The sequence below is a fragment of the Clostridium sp. UBA5119 genome (genome assembly GCF_002414285.1).
Lineage (GTDB): Bacteria > Bacillota > Clostridia > Clostridiales > Clostridiaceae > Clostridium_J > Clostridium_J sulfidigenes.
The window spans coordinates 56,119-82,078 of sequence record NZ_DHYX01000030.1 but is presented as its reverse complement, the minus strand read 5'-3'; the positions used below and the strand labels follow the sequence as shown (position 1 = coordinate 82,078).

General features: G+C 34.0%; 26 protein-coding genes, 1 riboswitch and 1 other annotated feature. Of the genes, 20 read left to right on the top strand and 6 right to left on the bottom strand.

The window, feature by feature from the left end; all coding sequences use genetic code 11:
* The first annotated feature begins 95 nt into the window (after positions 1-95).
* From B2671_RS03910 to rsmI, 9 genes are all read left to right on the top strand, one after another.
* On the top strand, positions 96-1,427 hold the full coding sequence (locus tag B2671_RS03910; RefSeq protein ID WP_346869243.1) for a hypothetical protein: 1,332 nt from the start codon (positions 96-98) through the stop codon (positions 1,425-1,427).
* An 8-nt stretch (positions 1,428-1,435) separates the two neighbouring features.
* Entirely contained in the window at positions 1,436-2,050 is a 615-nt protein-coding gene (tmk, locus tag B2671_RS03905; RefSeq protein WP_346869242.1) for a dTMP kinase, read from the top strand.
* Between the two features lie 19 nt (positions 2,051-2,069).
* Entirely contained in the window at positions 2,070-2,381 is a 312-nt protein-coding gene (locus B2671_RS03900) for a cyclic-di-AMP receptor (protein WP_346869244.1), read from the top strand.
* A gap of 42 nt (positions 2,382-2,423) precedes the next feature.
* The gene (locus B2671_RS03895) at positions 2,424-3,347 is read left to right on the top strand and encodes a hypothetical protein (protein WP_346869241.1); all 924 of its coding nucleotides are present in this window, start codon (positions 2,424-2,426) and stop codon (positions 3,345-3,347) included.
* Positions 3,348-4,145, top strand: coding sequence for a stage 0 sporulation family protein (locus B2671_RS03890; RefSeq protein WP_346869240.1), 798 nt, complete (start codon positions 3,348-3,350; stop codon positions 4,143-4,145).
* Between the two features lie 11 nt (positions 4,146-4,156).
* The gene (gene yabA / locus B2671_RS03885) at positions 4,157-4,477 is read left to right on the top strand and encodes a DNA replication initiation control protein YabA (protein WP_346869239.1); all 321 of its coding nucleotides are present in this window, start codon (positions 4,157-4,159) and stop codon (positions 4,475-4,477) included.
* Positions 4,478-4,512: 35 nt separating this feature from the next.
* Positions 4,513-5,238: a tRNA1(Val) (adenine(37)-N6)-methyltransferase gene (locus tag B2671_RS03880; protein WP_346869238.1), complete on the top strand. Its 726-nt coding sequence runs from the start codon at positions 4,513-4,515 to the stop codon at positions 5,236-5,238.
* Complete coding sequence (locus B2671_RS03875; protein WP_346869237.1) at positions 5,231-5,524, top strand: GIY-YIG nuclease family protein; 294 nt, start codon at positions 5,231-5,233, stop codon at positions 5,522-5,524. Before B2671_RS03880 ends, B2671_RS03875 begins: the two co-directional genes overlap by 8 nt.
* Entirely contained in the window at positions 5,481-6,314 is an 834-nt protein-coding gene (gene rsmI / locus B2671_RS03870) for a 16S rRNA (cytidine(1402)-2'-O)-methyltransferase (protein ID WP_346869236.1), read from the top strand. Before B2671_RS03875 ends, rsmI begins: the two co-directional genes overlap by 44 nt.
* 33 nt (positions 6,315-6,347) lie before the next feature.
* On the opposite strand, the gene B2671_RS03865 is transcribed toward rsmI, so the two are convergent.
* Entirely contained in the window at positions 6,348-6,632 is a 285-nt protein-coding gene (locus B2671_RS03865) for an AbrB/MazE/SpoVT family DNA-binding domain-containing protein (protein ID WP_346869235.1), read from the bottom strand.
* Positions 6,633-6,894: 262 nt separating this feature from the next.
* Here B2671_RS03865 and metG point away from each other — a divergent pair, with 262 nt between their 5' ends.
* Both metG and B2671_RS03855 read left to right on the top strand, forming a co-directional pair.
* A complete protein-coding gene (gene metG / locus B2671_RS03860; protein WP_346869234.1) occupies positions 6,895-8,859 on the top strand; it encodes a methionine--tRNA ligase in 1,965 nt (654 codons plus the stop codon).
* Positions 8,860-8,935: 76 nt separating this feature from the next.
* Positions 8,936-9,184 carry a TIGR04076 family protein gene (locus tag B2671_RS03855; RefSeq protein WP_346846945.1) on the top strand — a complete coding sequence of 83 codons (249 nt, stop codon included), beginning with the start codon at positions 8,936-8,938 and terminating at the stop codon, positions 9,182-9,184.
* 21 nt (positions 9,185-9,205) lie between these two features.
* Here B2671_RS03855 and B2671_RS03850 read toward each other — a convergent pair whose 3' ends face one another.
* Positions 9,206-9,973 (bottom strand): histidinol phosphate phosphatase, encoded by a 768-nt coding sequence (locus B2671_RS03850; protein WP_346869233.1) that lies wholly within the window; start codon positions 9,971-9,973, stop codon positions 9,206-9,208.
* Positions 9,974-10,387: 414 nt separating this feature from the next.
* Here B2671_RS03850 and B2671_RS03845 point away from each other — a divergent pair, with 414 nt between their 5' ends.
* The 7 genes from B2671_RS03845 to B2671_RS03815 all read left to right on the top strand — a co-directional run bounded on the left by B2671_RS03845 (position 10,388) and on the right by B2671_RS03815 (position 17,372).
* Entirely contained in the window at positions 10,388-11,152 is a 765-nt protein-coding gene (locus B2671_RS03845) for a TatD family hydrolase (protein WP_346869232.1), read from the top strand.
* Positions 11,153-11,471: 319 nt separating this feature from the next.
* A complete protein-coding gene (locus tag B2671_RS03840; RefSeq protein WP_346869231.1) occupies positions 11,472-12,497 on the top strand; it encodes a 3D domain-containing protein in 1,026 nt (341 codons plus the stop codon).
* Positions 12,498-12,766: 269 nt separating this feature from the next.
* The gene (rnmV, locus tag B2671_RS03835; RefSeq protein ID WP_346869230.1) at positions 12,767-13,309 is read left to right on the top strand and encodes a ribonuclease M5; all 543 of its coding nucleotides are present in this window, start codon (positions 12,767-12,769) and stop codon (positions 13,307-13,309) included.
* A 1-nt stretch (position 13,310) separates the two neighbouring features.
* Positions 13,311-14,153 carry a 16S rRNA (adenine(1518)-N(6)/adenine(1519)-N(6))-dimethyltransferase RsmA gene (rsmA, locus tag B2671_RS03830; protein ID WP_346869229.1) on the top strand — a complete coding sequence of 281 codons (843 nt, stop codon included), beginning with the start codon at positions 13,311-13,313 and terminating at the stop codon, positions 14,151-14,153.
* A gap of 101 nt (positions 14,154-14,254) precedes the next feature.
* Positions 14,255-15,793, top strand: coding sequence for a hypothetical protein (locus B2671_RS03825; RefSeq protein ID WP_346869228.1), 1,539 nt, complete (start codon positions 14,255-14,257; stop codon positions 15,791-15,793).
* Between the two features lie 94 nt (positions 15,794-15,887).
* Complete coding sequence (locus tag B2671_RS03820; RefSeq protein WP_346869227.1) at positions 15,888-16,472, top strand: hypothetical protein; 585 nt, start codon at positions 15,888-15,890, stop codon at positions 16,470-16,472.
* 93 nt (positions 16,473-16,565) lie between these two features.
* The gene (locus B2671_RS03815) at positions 16,566-17,372 is read left to right on the top strand and encodes a hypothetical protein (protein WP_346869226.1); all 807 of its coding nucleotides are present in this window, start codon (positions 16,566-16,568) and stop codon (positions 17,370-17,372) included.
* 79 nt (positions 17,373-17,451) lie between these two features.
* Here the strand turns inward: B2671_RS03815 and thiT are convergent, their stop codons facing one another.
* From thiT to B2671_RS03795, 4 genes are all read right to left on the bottom strand, one after another.
* Entirely contained in the window at positions 17,452-17,871 is a 420-nt protein-coding gene (gene thiT, locus B2671_RS03810; RefSeq protein WP_346869225.1) for an energy-coupled thiamine transporter ThiT, read from the bottom strand.
* A gap of 304 nt (positions 17,872-18,175) precedes the next feature.
* A riboswitch (TPP riboswitch) is annotated at positions 18,176-18,271 on the bottom strand.
* 140 nt (positions 18,272-18,411) lie between these two features.
* A complete protein-coding gene (locus B2671_RS03805; RefSeq protein ID WP_035130858.1) occupies positions 18,412-18,612 on the bottom strand; it encodes a cold-shock protein in 201 nt (66 codons plus the stop codon).
* A gap of 200 nt (positions 18,613-18,812) precedes the next feature.
* The gene (locus tag B2671_RS03800; protein WP_346869224.1) at positions 18,813-20,276 is read right to left on the bottom strand and encodes an SH3 domain-containing protein; all 1,464 of its coding nucleotides are present in this window, start codon (positions 20,274-20,276) and stop codon (positions 18,813-18,815) included.
* A gap of 152 nt (positions 20,277-20,428) precedes the next feature.
* Positions 20,429-21,061 (bottom strand): MBL fold metallo-hydrolase, encoded by a 633-nt coding sequence (locus B2671_RS03795; RefSeq protein WP_346869223.1) that lies wholly within the window; start codon positions 21,059-21,061, stop codon positions 20,429-20,431.
* 246 nt (positions 21,062-21,307) lie between these two features.
* Positions 21,308-21,522 (top strand) — a binding site (T-box leader).
* Between the two features lie 177 nt (positions 21,523-21,699).
* Here B2671_RS03795 and ileS point away from each other — a divergent pair.
* Together ileS and B2671_RS03785 are read left to right on the top strand one after the other, a co-directional pair.
* Positions 21,700-24,756 carry an isoleucine--tRNA ligase gene (gene ileS / locus B2671_RS03790; protein WP_346869222.1) on the top strand — a complete coding sequence of 1,019 codons (3,057 nt, stop codon included), beginning with the start codon at positions 21,700-21,702 and terminating at the stop codon, positions 24,754-24,756.
* Between the two features lie 156 nt (positions 24,757-24,912).
* Entirely contained in the window at positions 24,913-25,908 is a 996-nt protein-coding gene (locus B2671_RS03785; RefSeq protein WP_346869221.1) for a LacI family DNA-binding transcriptional regulator, read from the top strand.
* The last annotated feature ends 52 nt before the right edge of the window (positions 25,909-25,960 follow it).

Genomic DNA, 25,960 nt, shown 5'->3' with positions numbered 1-25,960 from the left:
TCTCTTTTTTTTGCGTTCTTCTGCCTTGAGAATACAGGAATCACAACCTTATCATCTGGTATACTAAAACTACTTTCTTAAGGGAGGATGATGTTATGAATCCTATTACCACTCAGCTCAATTACTATGCAAGTCGTGCCATTTCACTTCATGTACCTGGGCACCATAATGGTACCATCGGCAATCTTGATATAAAGCTTTCTTATGATATGACTGAAATTACTGGACTTGATGATTATCATCATGCTGAAACAATCATAGCTGATAGTGAACGATTATTGACGAGACATTCAGACTATCAATCCCGTTATTTAGTCAATGGAACGACAACTGGACTATTATCAGTTCTGCAAAGCGTCAAATCCTCATCAGTTGCGGTGATGCGAAATGTACACAAATCTGTTTTCAATGGTTTGACTATGGCCGGCTTAAAGGCTTATATTCTACCGACAACTGTATCAACAGTGTCACAGCAATATGCAGGTATAGATTTTTCTATGATTAATAAAAAAGATCTGGAAGAGGTCACACTTGCTGTACTGACCTATCCTAATTACTTTGGTGAGACGTATGACATCAAGACAGCTATTGAATTCTTTCATGATTGTGACATTGAAGTACTCGTTGATGAAGCGCACGGGGCACATTTTGATATTGCTGCCGGTTTTCCTGTTTCTTCGATTCATTACGGAGCGGATTATGTTGTTCAGTCGTATCACAAAACACTTCCTGCACTGACGATGGGTTCAGTGATTCACATTCACCATCAAGCATCGCTGAAAAATAACATACGTCGCTATTTATCGATTCTTCAGACGTCCAGTCCATCCTACCTTGTATTATCAAGCTTGGAACAGGCGCATGCGTTTTACGTCAATTATGATGCAGCGAATTTCTGGCAGAAGCGCAGTATACTCATACAACAGTTAAGCCATCAAGTTGACGTAGTGGAGATGGATGACCCTCTTAAATTGATGATTAGAAAAGATGGTTATTCAGGAACAGCACTCCAGACTCTTCTAGAGAAACAGTTCATCTATACCGAACTTGCCACGTTATCTGAAGTACTGTTAGTGCTGCCGTTATGGCATGAAGGAGACCATTTTCCGATGGATAGACTGCTGACAGCAATTAAAAAAACGGATGTGACCGATATACCAGCTAATAATATGATTCAAGCAAAAAATACACTCCCTACTTCTCCTGGATATTTCAATCCTGTGGAAGGTGAGGAACGCATTGTATCTCTCGTAGAAGGTATCGGCTATTACACGGCGCAGTCACTGATACCGTATCCTCCTGGTATTCCTTTCGTTGTAGCTGGAGAAAGATTGACTGAAGGTCATGTCACAGTACTTCAAAAATACGTAGGCCAGGGGATTCGTATTCATGGTATGATTGATGGGAAGATAACGATAGTTGAGTGAGGGATAGTATGAGTTTGTTTATCACATTTGAAGGGCCGGAGGGATCCGGTAAATCGACGGTTATGTCAGCAGTTGCTGAACGGCTTAGTGAACGCTGCGAGATTGTCACCACACGTGAGCCAGGCGGTATAAAAATTAGCGAGGCTATTCGAGAATTACTGCTGCATGATCAAAATGATATGGATTACCGCACAGAGGCGCTGCTGTTCGCTGCAAGCAGAAGACAGCATCTAGTTGAAAAAGTACTGCCGGCGCTTGCTGCAGGGAAATTAGTGCTATGCGACCGGTTTATTGACAGCTCCCTTGCTTACCAAGGATATGCCCGTGGAATCGGTAAAGAAGATATTTTAACAATCAATGACTTTGCTATAGAATCTCATTATCCAGATTTGACACTTTACCTGCGTGTTGACGCTGAAGTCGGTCTCAGCAGGATTGCTGATAACGCACGAGAAACTAACCGTCTGGATAAAGAGACGCTTGAATTTCACAAGCGCGTCTGTGCCGGCTATGATCAACTAGCGGAAGATTACCCGGACCGCATTCATGTAGTCGATGCTTCGCAAGCCCTTGAAGAAGTGATTGAAACGGTCTATAATATCATCATCAAAAAATTAAAATAGTTATGTTATAATGTGACNNATTGTCCAGGACCAGGACAGCCAGAATTTAATGAGTCAGTTAACAAAGCATGATTTCAGAACGACGAAACTTGCAACAACAGGTGGATTTTTACGTGCAGGAAATACAACTTTTCTGACAGGTGTTGAAGACGAGCGTGTCCAGGAGCTGTTATCGTTAATCAATAACACTTGCCGCAACCGTGATCAGCTAGTTTCTCCGGTAACACCAATGAGTGGTAACGTGGATAATTATATTCCTTATCCAGTGGAAGTAGAAGTTGGCGGAGCAACTGTTTTTGTTATGCCGATTGAACAATTTCATCAATTTTAACGAGCTGCAGCTATGCAGCTTTTTCAATATAACGGAGGACTTATGAACAGACAACTCCAGCAATTAGTAACAGCCAATAAATTATCACATGCTTATTTGATGGAAGGCACTCAGCGTACGGCCCTGAAAGAAGAAGCTATCCAGTTTGCGGCTCATATATTAGCGGCAGATGACACAGCACGTTCCCGCGTATTCAGTCATAACCACTCAGATTTCTACTGGCTGGAGACAGATGAGCAGTCGATTAAGAAGGAAATGATTGAAGAACTGCTGCACCGGATGAATCAGAAGCCGGTGGAGGGCGATTATAAAGTATATGTTATCGTTGATTTCGATAAAGTGACGGTACAAGGTGAGAATTCTATTCTGAAATTTCTTGAAGAGCCGCCGCCGAATACGGTCGCTTTGCTCTTGACGACTAAATCGGGCGAAATTCTGCCGACTATCCATTCGAGATGCCAGCATATTTCTGTGTCTGCACCATCGGATGATACACTCCGTACAGCGTTGATAAACGGCGGAATTAGCGAAGCTCAGGCTGCCACATTGGTCGCATTGTCATTTGGTGAGGAAGAAGCAAATGACTGGATGGAAGAAAAAGAGTTCACGCAACTGCGCACAGCCATGTTAAAATGGGCAGATATGATGATGACTGACAGCACGATGGGGCTCGTCCAAATTGTCGACCTGCTGCAGATTGTATCAGACCGCGAACAGCAGTTGCTGGCACTCGACATGCTCCAGCTGTATTTTCAGGATATGATATATATCAAACTGAACAATCATCATTTGAGTTTTCCGGACCATCAGCCGAAACTGGAAACATTGGCACGTCATAGATCATTGTCCGAATGCGTTAAGTGGATTGATGTCGTCCTGCTCGGCAAAAGAAACTTATTACAGTACGTCAGCCCAATGCTGGTGTTTGAACATATAGCGATTCAAATCGCAAAAGAGGTGAAATAAGTGATAGAAATCATTGGTATTAAATATCACAGAGCAGATAAAACAGAATATTTCGTACCTAATGGGGAGACTTATCAATTAAATGATTACGTAGTCGTTGAATCGAAACGAGGGCAGGAACTGGCTCGTGTCGTCATCGGTAATCGACAGGTCGAGGAAACAGACGTCGTTCTGCCTGTACCTGCTATTAAACGTCGTGCGACACAGCAGGATATGCTGAAGTATGAATCGAACATGCAGGAAGCGGATGCAGCATTGAAACGCTGCAAAGCACTGGTAAAAAAGCATCAGCTCGAAATGTATTTAGTCAATGCTGTCTATACGCTTGATAAAGGTAAAATTATATTTAACTTTACAGCGAATGAACGGATAGACTTCAGAGAGCTAGTTAAGAGTCTGGCATATGAACTGAAAACACGTATTGAACTGCGTCAAATAGGTGTCAGAGATGAAGCGAAGATACTTGGTGGTATCGGCCCGTGTGGGCGCAGCTTGTGCTGTTCGACTTATTTAGGAGATTTCGAACCTGTTTCAATTAAGATGGCTAAAGATCAAAATTTATCACTCAACCCCTCAAAAATATCCGGTGCATGCGGCAGATTGATGTGCTGTCTGAAATATGAGAATGATTACTATGAAGAAACAAGAAAGAAACTCCCTGACATTGGTGATAAAATTGACACACCCGAAGGACCAGGAAAAGTCATCGCCCTCAATATTCTTGATGTGACGATGCAGGTGAAAATTCAGGGGATGGAACAGCCGCTTGAATATCATATCGATGAAATCAATGCTTAAGGAATGATAATGTGAATCGAGACGATTTATTGAACAAAATTATGGAACTGGAACAGCAGATGAATATGATTCAGCAAGGGTTTGTTGAATTGAAACAGCAGACTGTCGATCTTGTCGAAGAGAATGTAGCGTTGAAGCTGGAGCGGGACAACATGCAGCGGATGATTCAGTCACAGAAGAATCAGCCTAAGAAAATGAAGTCGCTTCAAAGTAAGGATAACCTTGCGATGCTCTATGCTGAAGGGTTCCATATATGCAGAGGTGAACTGTTCGGTAAGCACCGCGGCGGTGGTGACTGCATGTTCTGCCTCAGCTTACTGGATTCGGATTAAAGGGGCAGCAATGCCTTTTTTTCTTGGAGGAACATATGCTTAAAGAGAACGAACGTTTAGACCAATTGATAAAAGAAAACTTACAAATCATCCAGAATGATGCGGTATTTTCATTCTCGACCGATGCACTGCTCCTTGGTCATTTCACGCCTAAACTCAACAAAGGCCGCGTCATGGACCTCTGTTCAGGAAACGGTATTATACCGCTCCTTCTTAGTCACGGCTCAAACTATACGATCGATGCAGTCGAAATACAGCCGCAGCTGGCAGATATGGCAAGGCGGACCGTTGAACGTAACGGCCTGTCTGACCGCATCACTGTATATGAGATGGATTTAAAGGAGTCGACGCGATTTATTCCGAGTCAATATGATATTGTCACTTGTAATCCGCCGTACTTCCGTGCAAACCAGTCATTCCGGCATCTGAAAGAAGCACATCAAATTGCGCGTCATGAAGTGATGTGTACACTCGACGACTGTACACACGCAGCACGCCATCTACTGAAGCAGGGTGGCAAACTCTATCTCGTTCATCGTGCGGATCGTCTCGTCGACTGCCTGGTCTCTATGCGTGCGGCAGACATTGAGCCGAAGAAACTGTGGCAGATTTATTCAAAGCCTGATAAACCGGCCGCTGTCACCATTGTCATTGAAGGGATCAAAGGCGGTAAACCGGATTGTAAAGTAATGCCGCCGTTCTATATATATGATAATTCCGGTGTATATTCGCCCGAAATGAAAGAGGTATATTATGGCTGATCATTATATCTATATATTAACATGCAGTGACGGTACATTGTATACAGGGTACACAACAGACCTCGATAAGCGCTTAACAATGCACAACTCAGGGAAAGGTGCAAAATATACTAGAACGAGACGTCCCGTCAGCCGGGTCTACTCAGAACGTCATACGTCGAAGTCAGCAGCGATGCAGCGCGAATATGCGATTAAGCAGCTGACTAGACAACAAAAATTGCAAATGATCAAGGAGGCAGCACATGAGTACACTTTATCTAGTGGGAACACCCATCGGCAACCTTGAAGATATGACCTTCCGAGCGGTTCGTATACTGCAGGAAGTAGATGTCATTGCTTGTGAAGATACACGGGTAACGGGTAGATTGACGCATCATTATGAGATTAAGACACCACTTAAAAGTTATCATGAACATAATAAGGACAAGATGACAGAAGTACTTGTAGCGATGCTTAGAGAAGGGAAGTCTGTAGCTCTCGTTTCAGATGCAGGACTTCCGCTCATCAGTGACCCAGGCTATGAACTGGTCAATGCTGTCAGAGATGCCGGCTTAACTGTTGTCACAGTGCCCGGGCCGAACGCCGCATTAACCGCGTTGATGACGAGCGGATTATCTTCTTATTCTTTTCTGTTCAATGGATTTCTGCCGCGTAAGGAATCTGACAAATATGCTAAGCTTGAGGAATTAATGCAGCAGCCGCATTCTATTCTGCTATATGAATCTCCTTACCGTGTGAAAGATACATTGACCACTATTGCGAAAATAGATGCGGAGCGGCGTGTAGCACTTGCAAGAGAGTTGACGAAGCGGTTTGAGCAGGTTGTAACAGCACCAGTCAAGGACCTGCTGGCTAAAATTGAGCATGACATCCCGTTAAAAGGTGAGTTCGTCATTGTCATTGATGGTCAGTACGAAGCTCATGTGGAGCAGTGGTGGGGTGATTTATCACTGAATGACCACGTGAATCACTATATCAGCGAAGGACAGTCATCAAAAGAGGCGATCAAACAAGTAGCTGTTGAGCGAGGACTGAAAAAAAGAGAAGTCTATGATAGTTTTCATATACATGATTAAAGCCCCGGCGCTCTTGCGCCAGGGCTTGATGTATTATTTTGCTGCTTTTTCTTTTTCTTCAATTTCTTTGATTAACTGTTCAGCGCCTTCTTTGCTAAGAACAAGTTTGCCGCCTGCTAATAAGTAGTTATCTTCAGAAACGTCACCAGTGACTGCACAAGTCATGCTTGGTTTATATTTCTTTAAAATAATTTTATCTGAATCAGTGTAAATCTCTAATGCATCTTTTTCAGCGATGTCTAAGATACGACGTAATTCAATCGGAATTACAACACGTCCCAATTCATCAACTTTTCTTACAATACCTGTTGATTTCATAACATTTATCCTCCAAAACAGTTAGTAATATTTTCTAATTCGACATATCAATAGACAAATTCGACATTTGACATAGTTAGAATATACTACCATAAATATACAATGTCAATAAGTTTGTTTGTATATTAAGTTTTGTAAAGATAGTGTAATATTTTATAGTGATAGTTTAATATTAAATTTGTCGAATTTACATTTAAAGGATATTGAAATCCATGCCTTTTTTCTGTATATTTAAGTGATAGAACAATTGAGGAGGACTACGATGACAAACAAAACTTTTTACGTGACGACACCGATCTATTATCCAAGCGGTAAGCTGCATATTGGACATGCCTATTCCACTGTTGCCGCAGATACGATTGCCCGTTACAAGCGCCTGCAAGGATATGACGTCAGATATTTGACAGGTACAGATGAACACGGTCAGAAGATTCAGGAGAAGGCACAGGCAGCAGGTAAGCCTGAGATCGAATATTTGAATGAGATTATCGAGGATATTCAAGCGCTATGGACAAAATTAGAGATTTCCAATGATGATTTTATCCGTACGACTGAAGAGCGTCATAAAGTAGTCGTAGAAAAAATATTTGAACGTTTACTGGAGCAGGGTGATATTTATCTTGGTGAGTACGAAGGATGGTATTCAGTTCCGGATGAAACTTATTATACAGAAACGCAGCTCGTTGATCCTATCTTTGAAGGCGATAAGATTGTCGGCGGAAAAAGCCCGGATTCCGGCCATCCAGTTGAGCTGGTTAAAGAAGAGAGTTATTTCTTCAAGTTAAGTAAATATGCTGACCGCCTTGTACAGTATTATGAAGATCATCCAGACTTCATTCAGCCTGTGTCAAGAAAAAATGAAATGCTGAATAACTTCATTAAGCCTGGACTGGAAGATCTTGCTGTGTCACGTACATCATTCGACTGGGGAATTAAAGTACCGTCCAATCCGAAGCATGTAGTCTATGTATGGATTGATGCACTGACTAACTACATCTCAGCACTCGGTTACTTGTCTGATGACGATGAATTATTCAGAAAGTACTGGCCGGCAGATGTACATATTATGGCGAAAGAGATTGTTCGTTTCCACACCATTATCTGGCCGGTTCTATTGATGGCACTTGATTTACCTCTGCCTAAAAAAGTATTTGCACATGGCTGGATATTGATGAAGGATGGTAAGATGAGTAAGTCTAAAGGAAATGTAGTAGATCCAGTAATACTTGTAGATCACTTTGGAGTAGATGCTGTAAGATATTACTTACTACATGAAATACCATTTGGTTCTGATGGACTTTTCAACAATGAAATATTCATAAAGAAAACTAATTCAGATTTAGCTAATGACCTTGGAAATTTAGTTTCAAGAACTGTAACTATGGTAGAGAAATACTTTGGAGGAGTAATTCCAGCTCCGGATGTTAAGGAGGCTATCGATGAAGAGTTAATTTCCGTTGCATTAGAAGTACCTAAGAAGGTTGAAGCTGAAATAGAGCATTTAAGAGTTTCTGATGCACTAGATCATATATGGACATTAATTAGAAGAACCAATAAATACATCGATGAGACAACGCCTTGGATATTAGGTAAGGATGAAAACTTAAAAGGAAGACTTGCTACAGTTCTTTATAACTTATGTGAAAGTTTAAGAATAATATCTTCTTTAACTTCAGCATTTTTACCAACAACAAGTGCCAAAATAAATGAGCAATTAAATATTTCTAATTTTACATGGGAAAGTTTGACTTCTTTTGATGGTACTGTTGCAGGAACTAATGTTAATAAGGGAGCTGTAATATTCCCAAGAATAGATGTGGAAGCTAAAATAAAAGAACTTGAAGAAATCGCTGAAGCAGCTAAAAAAGCTGCACAAAAAAAAGAAATAACTCCAATAAAAGAAGAGATAACTATAGATGATTTCGAAAAAATTGACCTTAGAGTAGTTAAAGTTTTAGAATGTGAGCCAGTTAAGAAAGCTAAAAAACTTTTGAAATTTAAGGTAGATATGGGTGGAGAGATTCGTCAAGTTATATCAGGTATTGCAATGCACTGCAAGCCAGAAGATTTAATTGGAAAGAACGTAGTTTTAGTTGCTAACCTTAAGCCTGTAACTTTAAGAGGTGAAATATCTCAAGGTATGATTCTTTCTGCAGCTACAGATGATGATTCAAAATTATGTGTAGTAGATCCAGGTGACATTGAATCAGGTTCAATAGTACGTTAATAAAAAAAGTTACATCCTTTGGATGTAGCTTTTTTTATTATATAATTAAAGGTAAATAAATCATTGGGGGAATTATATGGGAAAGGTAAGAATAACTGTTTTAGAAAGTAAGTGTAGGTGTGGATATCATAAAAAAGGAGACATATATGAAGTGGAAGATATTTGTCCTCCCATTTGTCATGAATTGTGGCAAAATATTTATCCAAGTGTATATACTTTACTTAATGGAGGAGATTTAGATTTTGGAGATGAACGTAGAAAGATGTTTCAGCTTTCATGTCCAGATGGAGGAAGGGTGAAAGTTAAGGGAGAAGTTATAGAATAAAAAAATAGAAGGCCTGAGTATTTAGAAAAATTCAGGCTTTCTGTTTTTAAAATATATTGGCTGAACATTACATAGATGGCATAATAAAAGAGCTTCTTTAAAATTGTTATTAATAGCAGAAGGATTGTGGGAATCAGAACCAATAGTTACATATTTCCCTCCTAATTCTTTATATCTACTATAGATTTTTTTTAGATTATCAAAGGTTACATTGCTTTTTATTCTACGAGTATTTATTTCCATAGCAGTATTAGTATCAATACAAGTTTTTATAACACTATCTATTAAATCATTATATTTATCATAGTAAATCTCACTATCACTTACAGGTGCGTATCTGGATATATAATCTATATGACCTAAAGTATCTATGTAAGGATGAGTTTTTATACAGTCACAAATTTCTTGAAAGTACTTAATTAGAACTTCTCTATAGGATAAGCCTTCATAAATATCCGAGTATCCAATATCAATATTACTTATTGTATGCTGAGAACCTATAACCTGATCAAAGTCATAGGAATTTATAAGCTTTTCATTATCTTCTTTATAATCTAGAGACATTCCAACTTCTATACCTAATAATAGATTATCACTTCTGTATTCTCCGTATTCTTTAAAATAATCATCTACATTAAAACGAAATCCAGATTCCTTAGGATAATTTAAATCCATATGGTCTGTAATAACTAAACCTATGTTGTGTTTATCTGCTGTATTAATAGCATCAGTTAGCTTCATGTTAGAATCAGTAGAAAAACAAGTATGCACATGGCTATCAAAAATCATAAGATTACCTCCTTAAATATTACTATATAATTATAACACAGTATAAAATTTACTCCTTTGCTATCATGAATAAATTAACATATATTGGATAAAATTTAAATACCTTACTAGCTTTTATATTTATCCGATGACTACCAGCTCTAATACTCCCATCTTCTTTAAAGAGGAAGTAAAGAGCTGCTACGTCCCTGGATAACGATTTACCCTAAAGGACAACGAATTCTAGGTATCAAATAAATTGATACTTAGAATTCTGTTAGTAACCTTCAGAGGGAGTAAAAAACTCCCTCTGAAGCAAAGAAATCTGTTTATTAGTGAATTTTATCTATAGACAAAGATTAATTTACCATATATGATAAATTAAATGATAAATATGGGATTGATAAAAATTTAACTTATGAAAGTGGGGATAATATGATATTTGATTCACATGCTCATTATGATGATGAACAATTTGATGATGACAGAGATGTTATTTTAAAAGAGATAAAAGATAAAGAGGTTATAGGAGTAATAAATTGTGGTTCTAGCTTGAAGGGTCTTGAAATGTCTGTAAAGTTAGCTGAAGACTATGATTTCATTCATGCTGCGGCAGGAATTCACCCAGAGAATGCTGATGAATTTAGGGATGAAGTTAAAGAGAGAATACGTATCCTAGCTAAGGATAAGAAGATAGTTGCAATAGGGGAAATAGGACTAGACTACTATTGGGAAGAAAATCCTTCAAGAGAAGTACAAAAGAAAGTTTTTAGAGAGCAAATGGCTATAGCTAAAGAATTTAATTTGCCTGTTATAATTCATGATAGAGATGCCCATGGAGATACCCTAGAAATATTAAAGGAATTTCCTGATGTAGTAGGTGTAGTTCACTGCTTTTCAGGAAGTGTAGAATTCTCTAAGGAATGTTTAAAATTAGGATATTATATAGGAGTTACTGGGGTAGTTACTTTTAAAAATTCTAAGGTTATAAAAGAAGTGGTAAAGGAATTGCCCCTAGATAGGTTGCTGGTAGAAACCGACTGCCCATATATGGCACCAACACCAAATAGAGGAAAGAGAAATCAATCAAATTATATAAAGTTTATTATAGAAGAAATAGCTAATATTAAAGGTACAAGCAGAGAGCAAATTGAAGAAATTACAATATTTAACACAAAAAGCTTGTTTAATTTAAATTAGTGAGGTATAATTTGAAATATAAATTTGAAAGTGTAGTTAAGATATATGAAATTATAGATATAAATTTCATTAGTTTTTAAGTCAAATGTATATAAAGAATAAATGAACTTATTTTTGCATATGTATAGTATAAACCTGTACTTATCACCCCGGAAAGACTGAAACTAAAACACAAAAAAGCTATTATTTTAATTATTATTTTATTATGCATAGTATGCATTAAGTTCAGTCAATTCAATGATTAGAGTGCTAAATTTGACATAACTACGGTATCTAATATATAATAGCAAAGTACTCTTGTCTGAGGGAGGTAATCTTTATGATGATTAAATTCAAAGATAAATTGAAAAGTAATTTTTCAATTTGGCCAAAGACGGTGTTCGTTGTTGTATTAATTCTATTAAGTGCTGCAGTTACTATTTGGGGGTTAAGGAATACCGTTGAAGTAGTAGTTGATGGTCAAAAAGTAGAAATAACTACATTATCAAAAAATTTAAATACTATACTAGAGAACAACGGCATAACAGTTGCTCAGAAGGATAAAGTTTCTGTGGAACTAGACAGCGAAGTTAATGATGGTGACATAATTTATATTAATAAGGCAGTAGATGTAGAAGTAGTGGTAGATGGAAAAAACTTATCAATAGCATCAGCAGAAAAAACAGTAGAAGATATGTTAGAAGCTGAGAATATTAAAATAAGTCAAGAGGACAAGATAGTTCCGTCTATGGATGAAAATTTACAAGCAGGTATGACTGTTGAAGTTACAAGAGTAAAGAAGAAACTTTTAAAAGAAGTTCAACCAATAGCTTTTGAAACTGAAACAAGGAAAAACTCTGAACTTAACCAAGGAGTAGAAAAAGTAGTTCAAAAAGGTTCTAAGGGTAAGAGAACTATCACAACAGAGGTTGTGTATGAGAATGGTAAAGAGGTTAATAGAAGAGTTGTAAAAGAGGTTGTTAGTAAGAATCCTATAAATAAGATAATAGATATAGGAACCTTAGCTGTTGTAAGACCATCACGTGGTGGCAATGTAAAAGACTTTGCATATTCAAGTATGATATCTTGTGTATCAACTGCCTATACTTCCGATAGGGGAGATTCAGGTACTATAACAGCAACAGGTACAACTGTTAAACGTAATCCAAATGGATATAGCACTGTAGCTGTAGATCCAAGAGTAATTCCATTAGGAACAAAACTTTATATCGAAGGATATGGACTTGCCATTGCAGAAGATACAGGGGGAGCCATAGTAGGTAATAAGGTTGATGTGTATGTTAATAGCTATGATGAAGCTGTTAACTGGGGAAGAAGACAGGTTAACGTTTATATTTTAAAATAGGAGCATAGGCTCCTATTTTTTTATTTTCAGATGCCTAAAATTAAATATGCTATGATATAATTACATTGAGAAATTTTAAAATACAAAGAAATATATATAAACAGAGTTCTTAGCTTCTTCGAAGCTTTAGAAATCGTTATCCAGGGGCGTAGCTGTTCTTTACTCCCACTTTGAAGAAAATGGGGGTATTAGAGCAGCTAGTTATCGGATAAATTATATATAAAAGTTACATAATATTTTATATAGCATAATGCAGGATGGAGGCTTTTATGATTAAGGAAGTAATAGTAGTAGAGGGACGAGATGATGTAACAGCTGTAAAAAGAGCTGTTGATGCTGAAGTAATATCAGTTAGTGGATTTGGTATAAATAGTAGAGTTATTGAAAGAATAAAAGAGGCTAATAAGAGACAAGGGGTAATAGTTTTAACAGACCCTGATTTTGCTGGAGAAAAAATAAGAAGAATTATAGCTAAAAGAATTCCTAATATTAAACATGCTTATATAACTCAAAGCGAAGGAAGAAAAGGTGATAATATAGGAGTTGAAAATGCTTCACCAGAAACTATTATCAAGGCTTTAAATGGAGCAAAGTGTGAATTAAAAGATCCTAGACATGAGTTTACTATACAAGATATGCACTATTTTAGATTAACAGCAGATAAAGATGCTAAAAAAAGAAGAGATGCTATTGGAAGAGAATTAGGGATAGGGTATAGTAATACAAATCAGCTATTAACTAGATTAAATAATTATGGTATATCTAAGGATGAGTTTGTAGAAGCTATGAAGAAGGTAGATAAGGAGATTTAGTATGGATAAATTAAATACAAAAGAACTAGTTGAAAAATATAATTTTAAATTTACTAAAAGTTTAGGACAAAATTTTTTAACTGATTACACAGTGCTTGAGGATATTGTAGAGGGTGCAAATATAACTGAGAATGACTACGTAATAGAGATAGGTCCAGGTGTTGGAACTTTAACTAAGGAGTTACTTAAAAGGGCTAAAAGAGTTACTAGTATAGAGTTAGATTCTAGATTAATACCTATCTTAGAATCAGAATTATCTAGTTATGAGAATTTTAGTTTAATAAATAAAGATGCTTTAAGGGTAAATTATAGAGAACTAATAGGTGAAGAAAAAAGTGTAAAGGTAGTAGCTAATTTACCATATTATGTAACTACACCTATAATAGCAAATCTTTTAAATAATAAATTAGATATAAAATCTATAACTATTATGATTCAAAAAGAAGTTGCAGAACGAATTAATGGAGAACCAAGTACTAAAGAATATGGAGCATTTACTCTACTTGCAAAGTATTATTGTGATACAAAAATTATTAGGAATGTACCTCCAAGTTGCTTTATTCCATCTCCTAAAGTAGATTCTATAGTTATTAGACTAGATAAATTAGATAAACCTAGAGTTGAAGTGAAGGATGAAAAACTTTTCTTTAATATAATAAGGCAATCTTTTAATATGAGAAGAAAAACCCTATGGAATAGCATGAAAGCTATAGGATTATCTAAGGAACTACAAGAAAAGGCTTTTGAAGATGCGGGTATTAATCCAACTAGAAGAGGTGAAACTCTAACAATAGAAGAGTTTGCTACTTTAGCAAATAAAATATACGAGATTCGCCTTAAATAGACGAATCTTTTTTCTTATAAAAATAAATAGAGAATATCCTTCATTTTTTATACATAATAGTCATATATTATAATGTATAAATAAAAATGGAGGTAAAGAGTATGCCGTCTAGAAAAAGCTATAATAGATTTTTTATAATATTACAAGAAGATCAAAAAGGATATGGACTAGATTCCAATAAAACACCTTCAGGCTACGCTAAGTTAGAGGTAAGAAATGATAAAGCAAAAGCCTCATTTTATGCTCAAAATCTTAAAAAGCAAAAGGGCCCATACTTTATGATTTTAATAGTTCAAGGAAATAATGGTAATGAACTAATAAATCTTGGTAGAATCAATATAGATGATGGTGGAAAAGCTGATGTTAGCAATGAATTTGATGCTAATAATTTAGTAAATACAAACATAGGTATGGACAAGGTGCAAGGAGCAGCTATTGGTAAGATAAGTGAAGATAAAGTTATGCCTGTAATGGTAGGGTTTATTGGAGGGGAAGAGCTTAAAAACTGGCAGAACTATCCTCTAGCTAAGAGTGATAGTAATACTGTAAAAGAAAATAATAGTAAAACTACACCAGTAAAAGAAACCCCAAAATCATATAATGAGAATATGAATAAAGTAGTGCCTCAAATTCAAAATACAAATTTGGGGCAGCAAGAAAGTAATGCTGGAATTATACAAAACAACACCAATAATATACAGCAACAAACAGGAGTACCACAAAATACAGGAATTGATAATACACAGCAACAAACAGGAATGCCACAAAATGTAGGAACTGATAATGCAAACATTACTAATCCTCCATATGGTGGAATTATTCCTAATATACCTGGAAGTACTTCTACTCCTATCCCTAATATCAATATACCTGGAATCACCCCTACTCCAATGTCTAATACAAGAAGCGATGAAAATTATATAAGTGATGAAGTAGATATTATTGATGTTGAAGAAATTGAACCTTTGGTAAAGAATGATCTAATAAATGAGCAATTAGAAAGTAATGATGAAGACTATATTGATGAGGAGAATAGAATATTTGAAGAATATGAAAAAGAGATAGAAAGGTTAAAAGATTATAGAAAAAAACACTCTAAAAAGAAGAATAAATATGAGGATTGTAAGGTGAAAAAGTCATATGATTATGACGATATAAATAAAAAATATGAAGATTGTAAACCTGAGAAATATAAAAAAAATGAATGGAATGATAAGGATTATCCAATCGGAACTATGGGTAAATTTTTTAAAGAAGTAATCTATGGTTTAGAGAAGATTGGCAGTAATGAGAATATTAAAAACTGTTTTTGGTATAAAGCTCATGTAAAAAAATTAGAGGATATGTATTGTGTTTATGATTACAATAAATATTCTGTGGTGTTCTATCCGATGATTTGCTATTATCCTTATATATCACGACATGGAAATTTCATGGTTGGATATAAATGTGATGATGAAGGTAATTTAAAATATATTATATATGCAATACCAGGCACAAGAGATTTAGCAGACCAACCATATGAAGGAAAGACTGGTTTCGTAACTTTCATGCCAGATGAAGATAATGATAAAACAGGTCATTGGTTAATGTATTATGATATAAAAGGCAATACTGTGGTTGTACCAGTTAAGAGATAAGATAGTATATGAATTTAAAACTCCGAATTTTATTCGGAGTTTATTCTATTTTTTGAAAAAGGTACATAGTATATTAATAAAGGGAGGGTAACATATGAAATTAGTAGATGATAATATGAGAAAATTAGGATTAGCAATAATACTAGCAGGGCTTATGATAGTTATATTAGGAGTTGGAAAATATTTTGAAGAAAGTCTAAGAACAGCTACATTAACTCAAAATAGTATGGTTGAATTTAAGCAATATGATATTCTAGATGGTAAAATAAAATATAAGTTACCTAGTAGCTGGTTAACTACAATAAAAGAGAATAAAGATGATAAAGTTGTATACTTAAATGAGTTTGTTTCAAATGATGCTAATACTTATGGTTCTATAGAGCTTATAAGTAGCAGTGAAGGTGTTAAAGCAACAATAGATAAGTGCATAGCAGATGTAGAGGGCATGGGAATAAAAGACTATAAAAAAGAAAAAGTAAAGATAGATAATATAGAATTACATTATATTAAGTATGATTTAAAAAGTAGTAAAGAAAATGTAAAAAGAACCTATGAATATTATGTTCCATACGATGATTATGTGGCTAGAATAACATTTATAATTAGTGATAAAAAAGCTAGAGAGAATACACAAGTGGTATTTGAAAATATAATTAAAACTTTTTCCTTTGAAAAGTAAAAGAGTTATTTGATTTAATGTATAACAACTATTATAATAAAACATATGATAAAGAATGAAAAATTCTAAGAATTTTTCAAGTGGAGGGCAAAGGTGAGAAGAGTAAAAAGTAATTTCATAGTTATATTATTAATAATATCATCATTACTAATTTCTGCTTGTGGTATAAGGGGAAATGGTGATTTTAACTATATGCAAGAAAGGAACATTATGAAGGTTACAATTCAGAGTACTAGAGATAAAAGTTACAAGTTTGCTGTTACTGACAAAGATGTAATAAATGATATATATAGTATACTTTCTAGTGCAAGTGTTGTTGAGAAAAAGTCAACTTTAGAGCCAGACTATACTCTGGAGATATATGAGAGCCCAACAGAATTTAAGACCTTTAATTATGTAGCTGGACTTGATAAAAAGGATGGGGCAAATTTGTATAATGATGATAATAAGTATATTGTTTCTAAGAGGCTTGATAATGATATTATAAAAAACTTTGCAAATATAAGAAAACCTATCGACTTTGAGTATGTATATTATACTTCTATTTTAAGTTGTTTAGATAAGTACGTATCCGCTAATAAAGATGCAGGTAATGTTGGAGTTAATATATCTAGTGATAATATGGCTGCACGTTTTCAAATATCCACAGAGATTGAGGAATTTAAGAAGAAAGTAAATAAACTTAAATCAGTAACATTTATGGATAACTCTGTTACCAGAGATGACTTTAATGTAGTTATGAATATAAAAACAGAAGGATATACATCTAAGAAATATAAAGGTATTGTTACATTTGAAAAGACTGAAAATGCTTCCTCTACTAGCTATTATATAAGTAACGTTTATGATCGTGGAGAATGGAAGTTTAGCATAAGTGATGAAGAACCGAAGGAATTCTAAAAGTAAAATAAGTATAGTAATTAAAAGGATATAGCGTGATGATTAAATGATCATCATGCTATATCCTTTTTAAATTATTTTATATAGAATTATTAGTATATGGAGCTAATCTTTTTGTAAGACTACTTAAATTTATAACTGAGCATATAGCTAAGCAAATTATACAATCTATAAGAATATAAGTACCATTATATACTAGTGAATATACTGCTGGAGTTAAGTTATATTCAGCAGCATAACTTCCCCAGAAAATTATTCCCGCTATGTAGTGGAATATAAATCTTGAAAAGAAAGCCACTATTATAGCTAAATACTTATTTTTCTTAAAAAATCCTGAAAATCCAATTGCCATAAAAGGTAGAGTATAGTCAAAAAGAACTTGAATAGGATGCAGAATATATGCAGGTCCTATAACAAAGTTTAATATTCCGTACACAAAGCCAGTGAACATTCCTATAGTAGGTCCATAAATTAAAGATATTAAAATTATAGGTAGCATACTAGCAAGGGTTGCACTTCCACCTNNAGAATTACCGACATGGCAACTGCTAAGGCTATATGAGTTGTTAGCCTAGAAGTAAACTTGATATGTTTAACTTTTATAAACACACATAATAGAATTAGGACACCAAATAAGGTGGCAATAGTTGTCCAACTAGCTAGAATATTTTTCATATTTTCTAAGATATTCATAAAGAGTCCTCCTTTAATTAACTAGTGCTAAGGACTAATGTTGAAGCTGAAGTATACTCTACAAAAAAGCCATGTTCGTAAGAACACGGCTAAATAACTAAGCATTAACTTAAGCTTATTAATCGCTTCCCTACGCTAGCATTATCTAGGTCAGGTAAAGGGTAATGAAATATCATTTCTCAGCCGAAGCACCCCTAGCACAATAATATTATTTTATATTTTCATGATAGCACACATAGTTTTATAGTTCAATAGAGCCCTATAGAAATCGGATAAAAATAGAGACTACGAATTTTAATCGTGTCTCTATAATGATGAATAATACATATTTCTTTAAAATATATATTTATATTTTTGTAACATTTGCTGCTTGAGGGCCTCTATCCCCACTAACTATTTCAAATTGAACCTTTTGTCCTTCATCAAGAACCTTATAGCCATCTCCTGTTACAGCAGAGAAATGTACAAATACATCTTCATGACCTTCCATAGATATAAATCCAAACCCTTTTTCACTATTAAACCATTTTACTGTTCCTACTTCCATATAATCTCCGTTAAGCAACTTAAATAGTTGCACCCTTTTCAACATACTCAGTTTTGCGGTGCTACTCCTGTTGGTCGTGTACTCCAGGGCATCAAATCTTAATATTATTAAGATAAGCACGGAATCTCCTTTCAAAATATTTGACCATATCTAATTTCTTAGATATTAATTATAGTGTTCTCAATTTGAAGTTTTTTATACTATTTTATTATACGTTTAGCAATATAATATCTATTACTGTAATAAGCAGAATTTAAGTTAGAAACTCTTACGCAGTCACCAGGTTTAGGAGCTTGTATAAATAAATCATTACCTTTATAGATCCCTACATGAGATATATCATTGGAATCATCATCATTAGTAGTAAAGAAGATTAAATCTCCAGGTTTTAAATCCTTACGATCAACAATAACACCTTGATGCACTTGATAGTATGTAGATCTTTCTAGGGAGATACCTAGTTGCTTGTACACATATTGGACAAGCCCAGAACAGTCAAAACCTACAGGAGTAAATCCACCCCAAAGGTATGGTACTCCAAGGTATTCTTCAGCTTTAGAAACTATATCATCTCCAGTATAGTTACTTTGAATAAGAGGAGTTTCCTTTACTATAGGATTTGATGATTGATTTTCATCACTTATGGTTACATAGTCACCGCTAATATATCCATTAGTATTACCTACCTTAACATTATACCAACCATTAGTATAAGAAATAATAGGTAATTTACTACCATATCTTACTGTAGTTATGATAGCATGGCTAGTGCCAGCCCCAGAACGGACATTTAAAGCATCTGCATTAACAATTGCAACCTTACCGTTTACAGTGTGAGAAGGTGGAGTTACTTCAGGTGGTGTAACAGTACCTGTACCAGGATTCTTGTCAGTAGAACTACTATTCTTTGATATGAATTCTGAACTTACAAAGGCTGTACCACCTTTAAATTTGATTTTGTGCCAACCGTTGCTGGTTGACAATATTTCAACCTTAGAATTTTCATATAGAGTTCCAACTATTTTAGAACTAGTATTTCCACTAGAACGAACATTTAGAGCATCTGCATTAACAAAACCCGTAGATTTAACGGTACTATCAGTAGAAGAGTTATTATTAGTACCATTACCTGAGTTTGTATTAGTTGAAGAAGTATTAATGTATTCAGCACTAACAAAACCCGTAGTATTATTATATTTAATTTTGTGCCAACCATTGCTAGTAGATATTATTTGGACTTTAGCATTTTTAGAAAGAGAACCAATAATTCTACTGTTAGTATTACCTGAAGAACGCACATTTAAGGCAGTAGCAGTAACGATTCCATTCTTAGATGCTTGTACTGTATTAGAATTATTATCTAGTTTTACATATTCTCCAGAAATCCAACCCGTAGTGTTATTATATTTAATTTTATACCATCCATTTGATATCTCTAGAATTGATACTTTAGTATTATAATTTATTTTACCAATAATATTACTACTAGTATTATGATTTGATCTTATATTTAATACATCTGCAGTTATAGTTCCTGTAACTGAAGAGTTGTACGAAGAATTTGAAGTTTGAGCTGAATCAGCTATAGCTATAACTTGCATAGAAGTAGCAATGGCTGTGCCCGTTGCAAGTGTACATAAAACTTTCAATGCTTTATCATTCATTAATTAACAGTCCTTTCTCAACAATATTTTCCCATAGAATATATTTCATATTATTACTTAAATTATAAGGTAAAAAATGATATATAACAACAAATAACAGCAAATACATCTATTTTTTTTTAATTCAATAGAACTCTAATCTAGTTTTAAGATTAGAGTTCAAAAATTTTAACTAAATTTACACCTTCTAAAGGTGGATTTATAGCTAATGTATGAGATTTTAGGTTTACAGCATTTTTCATAAAAGATATGAAATTTTCTATTCCATGAACAGGAAAGTCTATATGTGGAACTTTATAATGCATTGGAATTACTAATTTACTTTGGAGTTTATTGCAAAGAGTGGCAGCAATTTCAGGAGCAATGGTAAAATTACTACCTACTGGTATGAAGAGTATATCTACAGTGCCTAATAAATCTAATTCTTCAGCTGCTAGCATATGTCCAAGATCTCCTAAATGACATAGTTTTAAGCTATCCGTTTCTATTAAGTAAATTATATTATCACCACGTTTAGCTCCCTTTATATTGTCATGATAAGATGGAAAGCCTTGAATTTTAATAGAAGAACTTTCATATGAGCAAGGTGTGTTTATAATAATTGCACCAGGGTTTATTAAATCCGTATAGTTATGATCAAAATGGTCATGACTGATGGTAACTATATCTACAGAACCTTTATAGGGTGTTCCACCTAAACATTTATTAAAAGGATCCATAAGTATCTTTTCTCCATGAGAATTTTCAAGTAGAAAGCAAGAATGTCCAAACCAAGTAATTACCATAGTTAGTACCTCCTAATTAAGTAAAGTTAACTATTTAGTCTATTTTAATTATTAACAGCTTTGCTTAATTTATGCTTTGGTATGTGAAAAGAACATTTTAATTTAATAAGATGACTATAATAATAAGATTAGAGAAAATTGTAGTATATTAAATAATATTTTAGTATGTTATTACAGATAAAGCCCTTTACATTAAAATTTTTATATAATATAATAGATGTAAAATTAATTTATAACATAGTATAGATAAAAGCTAAGAACAGGACAGTACTCTAAAAGGTAGCTTAAAGAGAGTGGGGGTAGGTGAAAACCCATAGTGAATAATTAGAGGAAGATCACCTAGGAGCTGAGAACTGAAATTTAGTAAGTTTTTCCGTATTTCTGCGTTAAGGAATAGGATATGTTAGTATCCGAAATTATTAACACTGTAGGTGGTATAGCGAAGTAACTTCGTCCTTAGTAGGGCGGAGTTTTAATTTTTATCCATGATATATGAGGTTAATTAATGGATGCTATGGATAAAATTAAGAGTACATACTATTAAATTAATTTGACCTTATAATACTTTACAATATTTAAAAGATTCCATGAGATTAACCAGAAATGGTACAGATAAACTATGTAAGGAGGAAAAATATATGTATAAGAAAATTGATAACTCAAAGTCTTTTATGGACATTGAGAAAGATATGTTAAAGCTTTGGGAAGAAAAAGACGTAATACAAAAGAACTTCGACTTAAATGATGAAGGTGAATATTTTACGTTCTATGATGGTCCACCAACAGCTAATGGTAAACCACACATAGGTCACGTTATAACTAGAGTTATGAAAGATATAATCCCAAGATATAAAGTTATGAAAGGTTATAAGGTTTTAAGAAAAGCTGGATGGGACACTCATGGTCTTCCAGTAGAACTTGAAATTGAAAAGAAACTTGGAATTTCAGGAAAACCTGAGATTGAAAAGTATGGAGTAGAAGAATTTGTTACTCAATGTAAAGATAGTGTATTCTCTTACGTTGAAATGTGGAGAGAAATGTCTGAAAGGCTTGGTTACTGGGTTGACATGGAAAATCCATATGTAACTTATCATAATGATTATATAGAATCAGTATGGTGGGCTTTAAAGCAAATGTGGAATAAGGATTTATTATATAAAGGACACAAAGTAATGCCTTATTGCCCAAGATGTGGAACTACCTTATCATCTCACGAAGTAGCACAGGGATATAAAGATGTAAAAGATAGCTCAGCTTATGTAAAATTTAAATTAAAAGATGAAGACAAATATGTATTAGTATGGACAACAACTCCTTGGACATTACCAAGTAACGTTGCTCTTGCTGTTAATAAATCTTATGATTATGTAGAAGTTTTACATGAAGGTGAATATCTAATTCTTTCAAGAACTCTTTTAAACAAACTTCAAGGCGAGTATGAAGTAGTATCTGAATTTAAAGGAGAAACATTGCTTGGAAAAGAATATGAGCAAATGTTTAAGTTCGAAGTGCCTGAAGAAAAAGCATTTTATATAGTTCATGGAGACTTTGTAACATTAACAGATGGTACTGGAATAGTTCATATAGCACCTGCTTATGGAGATGACGATAATCAATTAGGAAAGAAATATGGTCTTCCAATGATTAATCTAGTAGATGGTGAAGGTAACTTTGTTCCAGCAGTAACTCCTTGGGCTGGAATATTTGTAAAAAAAGCAGATGAGAAGATTTTAGCTTATTTAAAAGAAAATAATATTCTTTATAAGAGTGAGAAGTTTACACATTCATATCCACATTGCTGGAGATGCGATACACCACTTCTTTATTATCCAAGAGAAAGTTGGTTTGTAAGAATGTCTTCAGTAAGGGACCAACTTATTGAAAATAATAATAAAATAAATTGGATGCCTGACAATGTAAAAACAGGTAGAATGGGTAAATTCCTTGAGAATGTAATTGACTGGGGAATTTCTAGAAATAGATATTGGGGTACTCCACTTCCAATTTGGGAATGTGAATGTGGCCACAGAGAGTTAATAGGAAGTGTTGAAGAACTTAAGGAAAAAGGTGTAAGTGTACCAGAGGGAATAGAGCTTCATAAGCCATATATTGATAGGGTTAAGGTTACTTGTCCACACTGCCAAAAAGAAATGACAAGGGTTGAAGAAGTTATAGACTGTTGGTTTGACTCAGGTTCAATGCCATTTGCTCAATATCACTATCCTTTTGAAAATAAAGAACTATTTGAAGCAAACTTCCCAGCACAGTTTATTTCTGAAGCTGTAGACCAAACAAGAGGATGGTTCTATACACTTCTTGCTATTTCTACAACTGTGTTTGAGAATAATCCTTTTGAAAATTGTATAGTACTAGGACACGTTTTAGACAAAGATGGACTTAAGATGTCTAAACATAAAGGAAATGTACTTAGTCCATTTACAGTACTTGAAAATGAAGGAGCAGATGCTTTAAGATGGTATTTCTATACTGGTAGTGCACCATGGCTTCCATCAAGATTCTATGAAGAAGCTGTTATAGAAGCTCAAAGAAAATTTATAGGAACACTATGGAATGTGTATTCCTTCTATGTTCTATATGCAGAATTAGACAATTTTAATCCAATGGATTATAAAGATTTTAAATCAGAAAATATAATGGATAAATGGATGATGTCTAAACTGAATACACTAGTTAAAAATATAGATGAGCATTTAGAAAACTACAGAATAACTCAAGGAGCTAAAGAATTAGAAGATTTTGTAGATGAATTATCTAACTGGTATGTTAGAAGAAACAGAGCAAGATTCTGGGGTGAAGAGCTTACAGAGGATAAGATAGGTGCTTACATGACTTTATATAGAGTGCTTGTATCATTCTCTAAAATAGCTGCACCATTTATACCATTTATAACAGAAGAGTTATATCAAAATCTTGTTGTTGCTTTTGATAAAGATGCAGAAGAGAGCGTTCACCTATGTAAATGGCCAGAATACGTTAAAGANNTAGTTAAGCTTGGAAGAAGTGCAAGAAATGGGGCTAATATTAAGAATAGACAGCCACTTGGAAAAATGCTTGTATCTGTAGACTCACTTCCAGAATATTATGGAGACATAGTTAAGGATGAGCTTAATATTAAACAAGTAGAACTAGGATCAGACCTTTCTAAATATGTTAACTTTGAAATAAAACCTAATCTTCCAGTACTAGGCAAGGCTTACGGAAAAATGATTCCAGGAATCAGAAAAGGTATAGCATCAATGAATCAAATGGACCTTGCACAAAGAGTAAATAATGGTGAAGTGGTTACAATAAATGTAGATGGAACTGAAATAGAGTTAAATAAAGAAAATCTACTTGTAACAATGCAGGGCTTAGAAGGATTTGCTTTTGCTGGAGAAGGTGAAATAGGTGTAGTATTAGATACAAATATTTCAGAAGAACTTAGAGAAGAAGGTCACATAAGAGAAGTTCTAAGCAAAATACAAAACATGAGAAAAGAAACAGGATTTGAAGTTTCAGACAAAATAAACTTATACTTTGCTGGAAATGAAGTCTTAGAGAATGTAATAAGAAAGTTTGAAAATCAAATAAAGAAAGATACATTAGCATTAACTGTAGCCTATAATAGTGATAAGGCTATAAATGAAGTTAAAATTAATGGTGAAAAGTTATTATTACATGTAGAAAGAGTTTAATAATAATATGTTAAATTAAAATATTAAGTAGTTTAGATGGAGTTAATATGATAATAGATTGCTCCATCTAAACTTTATAATTATACTTTACTTTATAGTATAAATAAGGTATATATGTATTAAAAATATGAAGAATAATAAGAGAGGTGATATATAGTGGCAGCGTCAATTAAAGATGTAGCAAAAGAAGCAAATGTTTCTATTGCCACGGTTTCAAGAGTACTAAATGATATAGATGTAGTTAATCAAGAGACAAAGCAAAGAGTTCTAGATGCAATAGACAAGTTAGATTATAGACCAAATATTTTAGCAAGAAGCTTAAAGACTCAAAGGTCAAGCACAATTGGTATAATAATACCAGATATATCAAATTCCCTTTACCCCGAGATTGTAAGAGGGGCAGAGGATTTAGCAAGTATTTATAATTATAATATAATGTTATGTAATACTGACCTAGACAAGAGTAGAGAAAAAGAAAGTTTTAATATATTAAGAGAGAAGATGGTAGACGGTATAATATATATGGGAGACCGTCTAGATAAAGAGATAAAGGCAGCTATAAAATCTGTTGGCACTCCTGTAGTATCGATAGGTGCTATGGATGATGAAGGAGATGTTCCTAGTGTAGGTATAGATAGTTATACTGCTGCCTATGATGCTGTAAATTATCTGTTCTCAAAAAATAATAAAAACATAGCATATATAGGATACATTAAAGAAAATGCTACTGAATATAAAAAGATGTATCATGGCTATAAAGACGCCATGGATGAAGAGAATTGTTTCAATGAAAAACTAGTTTATCTTGGAAGTTTAAAACATGAGGACGGCTTTGAAGGAATCACTCATATTATAAAAGATAATAAGGTTGATGCAGTTTTATGTGGAAGCGACCAATCAGCTCTTGGAGTTATAAATGCTTTAAGAGAAAAAGGAATTAGGGTACCAGAAGATATAAATGTTATAGGCTTTGATAATATAGCATTATCAGGAGTATTTTATCCTAAGCTTACTACAGTTTCTCGTCCCCTATACGATATGGGCTCTGTGGGAATGAGACTTCTTATAAAGCTTGTAAATAAAATTCCAGTTGAAGAAACTTATTACAGATTACCATATAACATAGTTGAAAGAGATTCTTGTAAGAAATAAATAAAATTAAATATAAAATAATTTAAATAATAAAAAAGTGGATTTTAAAATC

Excerpts from the sequence above, each read along its gene's own strand:
- B2671_RS03895 (WP_346869241.1), top strand. The coding sequence starts at position 2,424 with ATGAACAGACAACTCCAGCAATTAGTAACAGCCAATAAATTATCACAT.
- tmk (WP_346869242.1), top strand. The coding sequence starts at position 1,436 with ATGAGTTTGTTTATCACATTTGAAGGGCCGGAGGGATCCGGTAAATCG.
- B2671_RS03800 (WP_346869224.1), bottom strand. The coding sequence starts at position 20,276 with ATGAATGATAAAGCATTGAAAGTTTTATGTACACTTGCAACGGGCACA.
- B2671_RS03880 (WP_346869238.1), top strand. The coding sequence starts at position 4,513 with ATGCTTAAAGAGAACGAACGTTTAGACCAATTGATAAAAGAAAACTTA.
- B2671_RS03805 (WP_035130858.1), bottom strand. The coding sequence starts at position 18,612 with ATGGAAGTAGGAACAGTAAAATGGTTTAATAGTGAAAAAGGGTTTGGA.
- metG (WP_346869234.1), top strand. The coding sequence starts at position 6,895 with ATGACAAACAAAACTTTTTACGTGACGACACCGATCTATTATCCAAGC.
- B2671_RS03865 (WP_346869235.1), bottom strand. The coding sequence starts at position 6,632 with ATGAAATCAACAGGTATTGTAAGAAAAGTTGATGAATTGGGACGTGTT.
- rsmI (WP_346869236.1), top strand. The coding sequence starts at position 5,481 with ATGAGTACACTTTATCTAGTGGGAACACCCATCGGCAACCTTGAAGAT.
- B2671_RS03875 (WP_346869237.1), top strand. The coding sequence starts at position 5,231 with ATGGCTGATCATTATATCTATATATTAACATGCAGTGACGGTACATTG.
- B2671_RS03910 (WP_346869243.1), top strand. The coding sequence starts at position 96 with ATGAATCCTATTACCACTCAGCTCAATTACTATGCAAGTCGTGCCATT.
- rsmA (WP_346869229.1), top strand. The coding sequence starts at position 13,311 with ATGGATAAATTAAATACAAAAGAACTAGTTGAAAAATATAATTTTAAA.
- B2671_RS03820 (WP_346869227.1), top strand. The coding sequence starts at position 15,888 with ATGAAATTAGTAGATGATAATATGAGAAAATTAGGATTAGCAATAATA.
- rnmV (WP_346869230.1), top strand. The coding sequence starts at position 12,767 with ATGATTAAGGAAGTAATAGTAGTAGAGGGACGAGATGATGTAACAGCT.
- B2671_RS03850 (WP_346869233.1), bottom strand. The coding sequence starts at position 9,973 with ATGATTTTTGATAGCCATGTGCATACTTGTTTTTCTACTGATTCTAAC.
- thiT (WP_346869225.1), bottom strand. The coding sequence starts at position 17,871 with ATGCTACCTATAATTTTAATATCTTTAATTTATGGACCTACTATAGGA.
- B2671_RS03840 (WP_346869231.1), top strand. The coding sequence starts at position 11,472 with ATGATGATTAAATTCAAAGATAAATTGAAAAGTAATTTTTCAATTTGG.
- B2671_RS03845 (WP_346869232.1), top strand. The coding sequence starts at position 10,388 with ATGATATTTGATTCACATGCTCATTATGATGATGAACAATTTGATGAT.
- B2671_RS03825 (WP_346869228.1), top strand. The coding sequence starts at position 14,255 with ATGCCGTCTAGAAAAAGCTATAATAGATTTTTTATAATATTACAAGAA.
- B2671_RS03795 (WP_346869223.1), bottom strand. The coding sequence starts at position 21,061 with ATGGTAATTACTTGGTTTGGACATTCTTGCTTTCTACTTGAAAATTCT.
- B2671_RS03855 (WP_346846945.1), top strand. The coding sequence starts at position 8,936 with ATGGGAAAGGTAAGAATAACTGTTTTAGAAAGTAAGTGTAGGTGTGGA.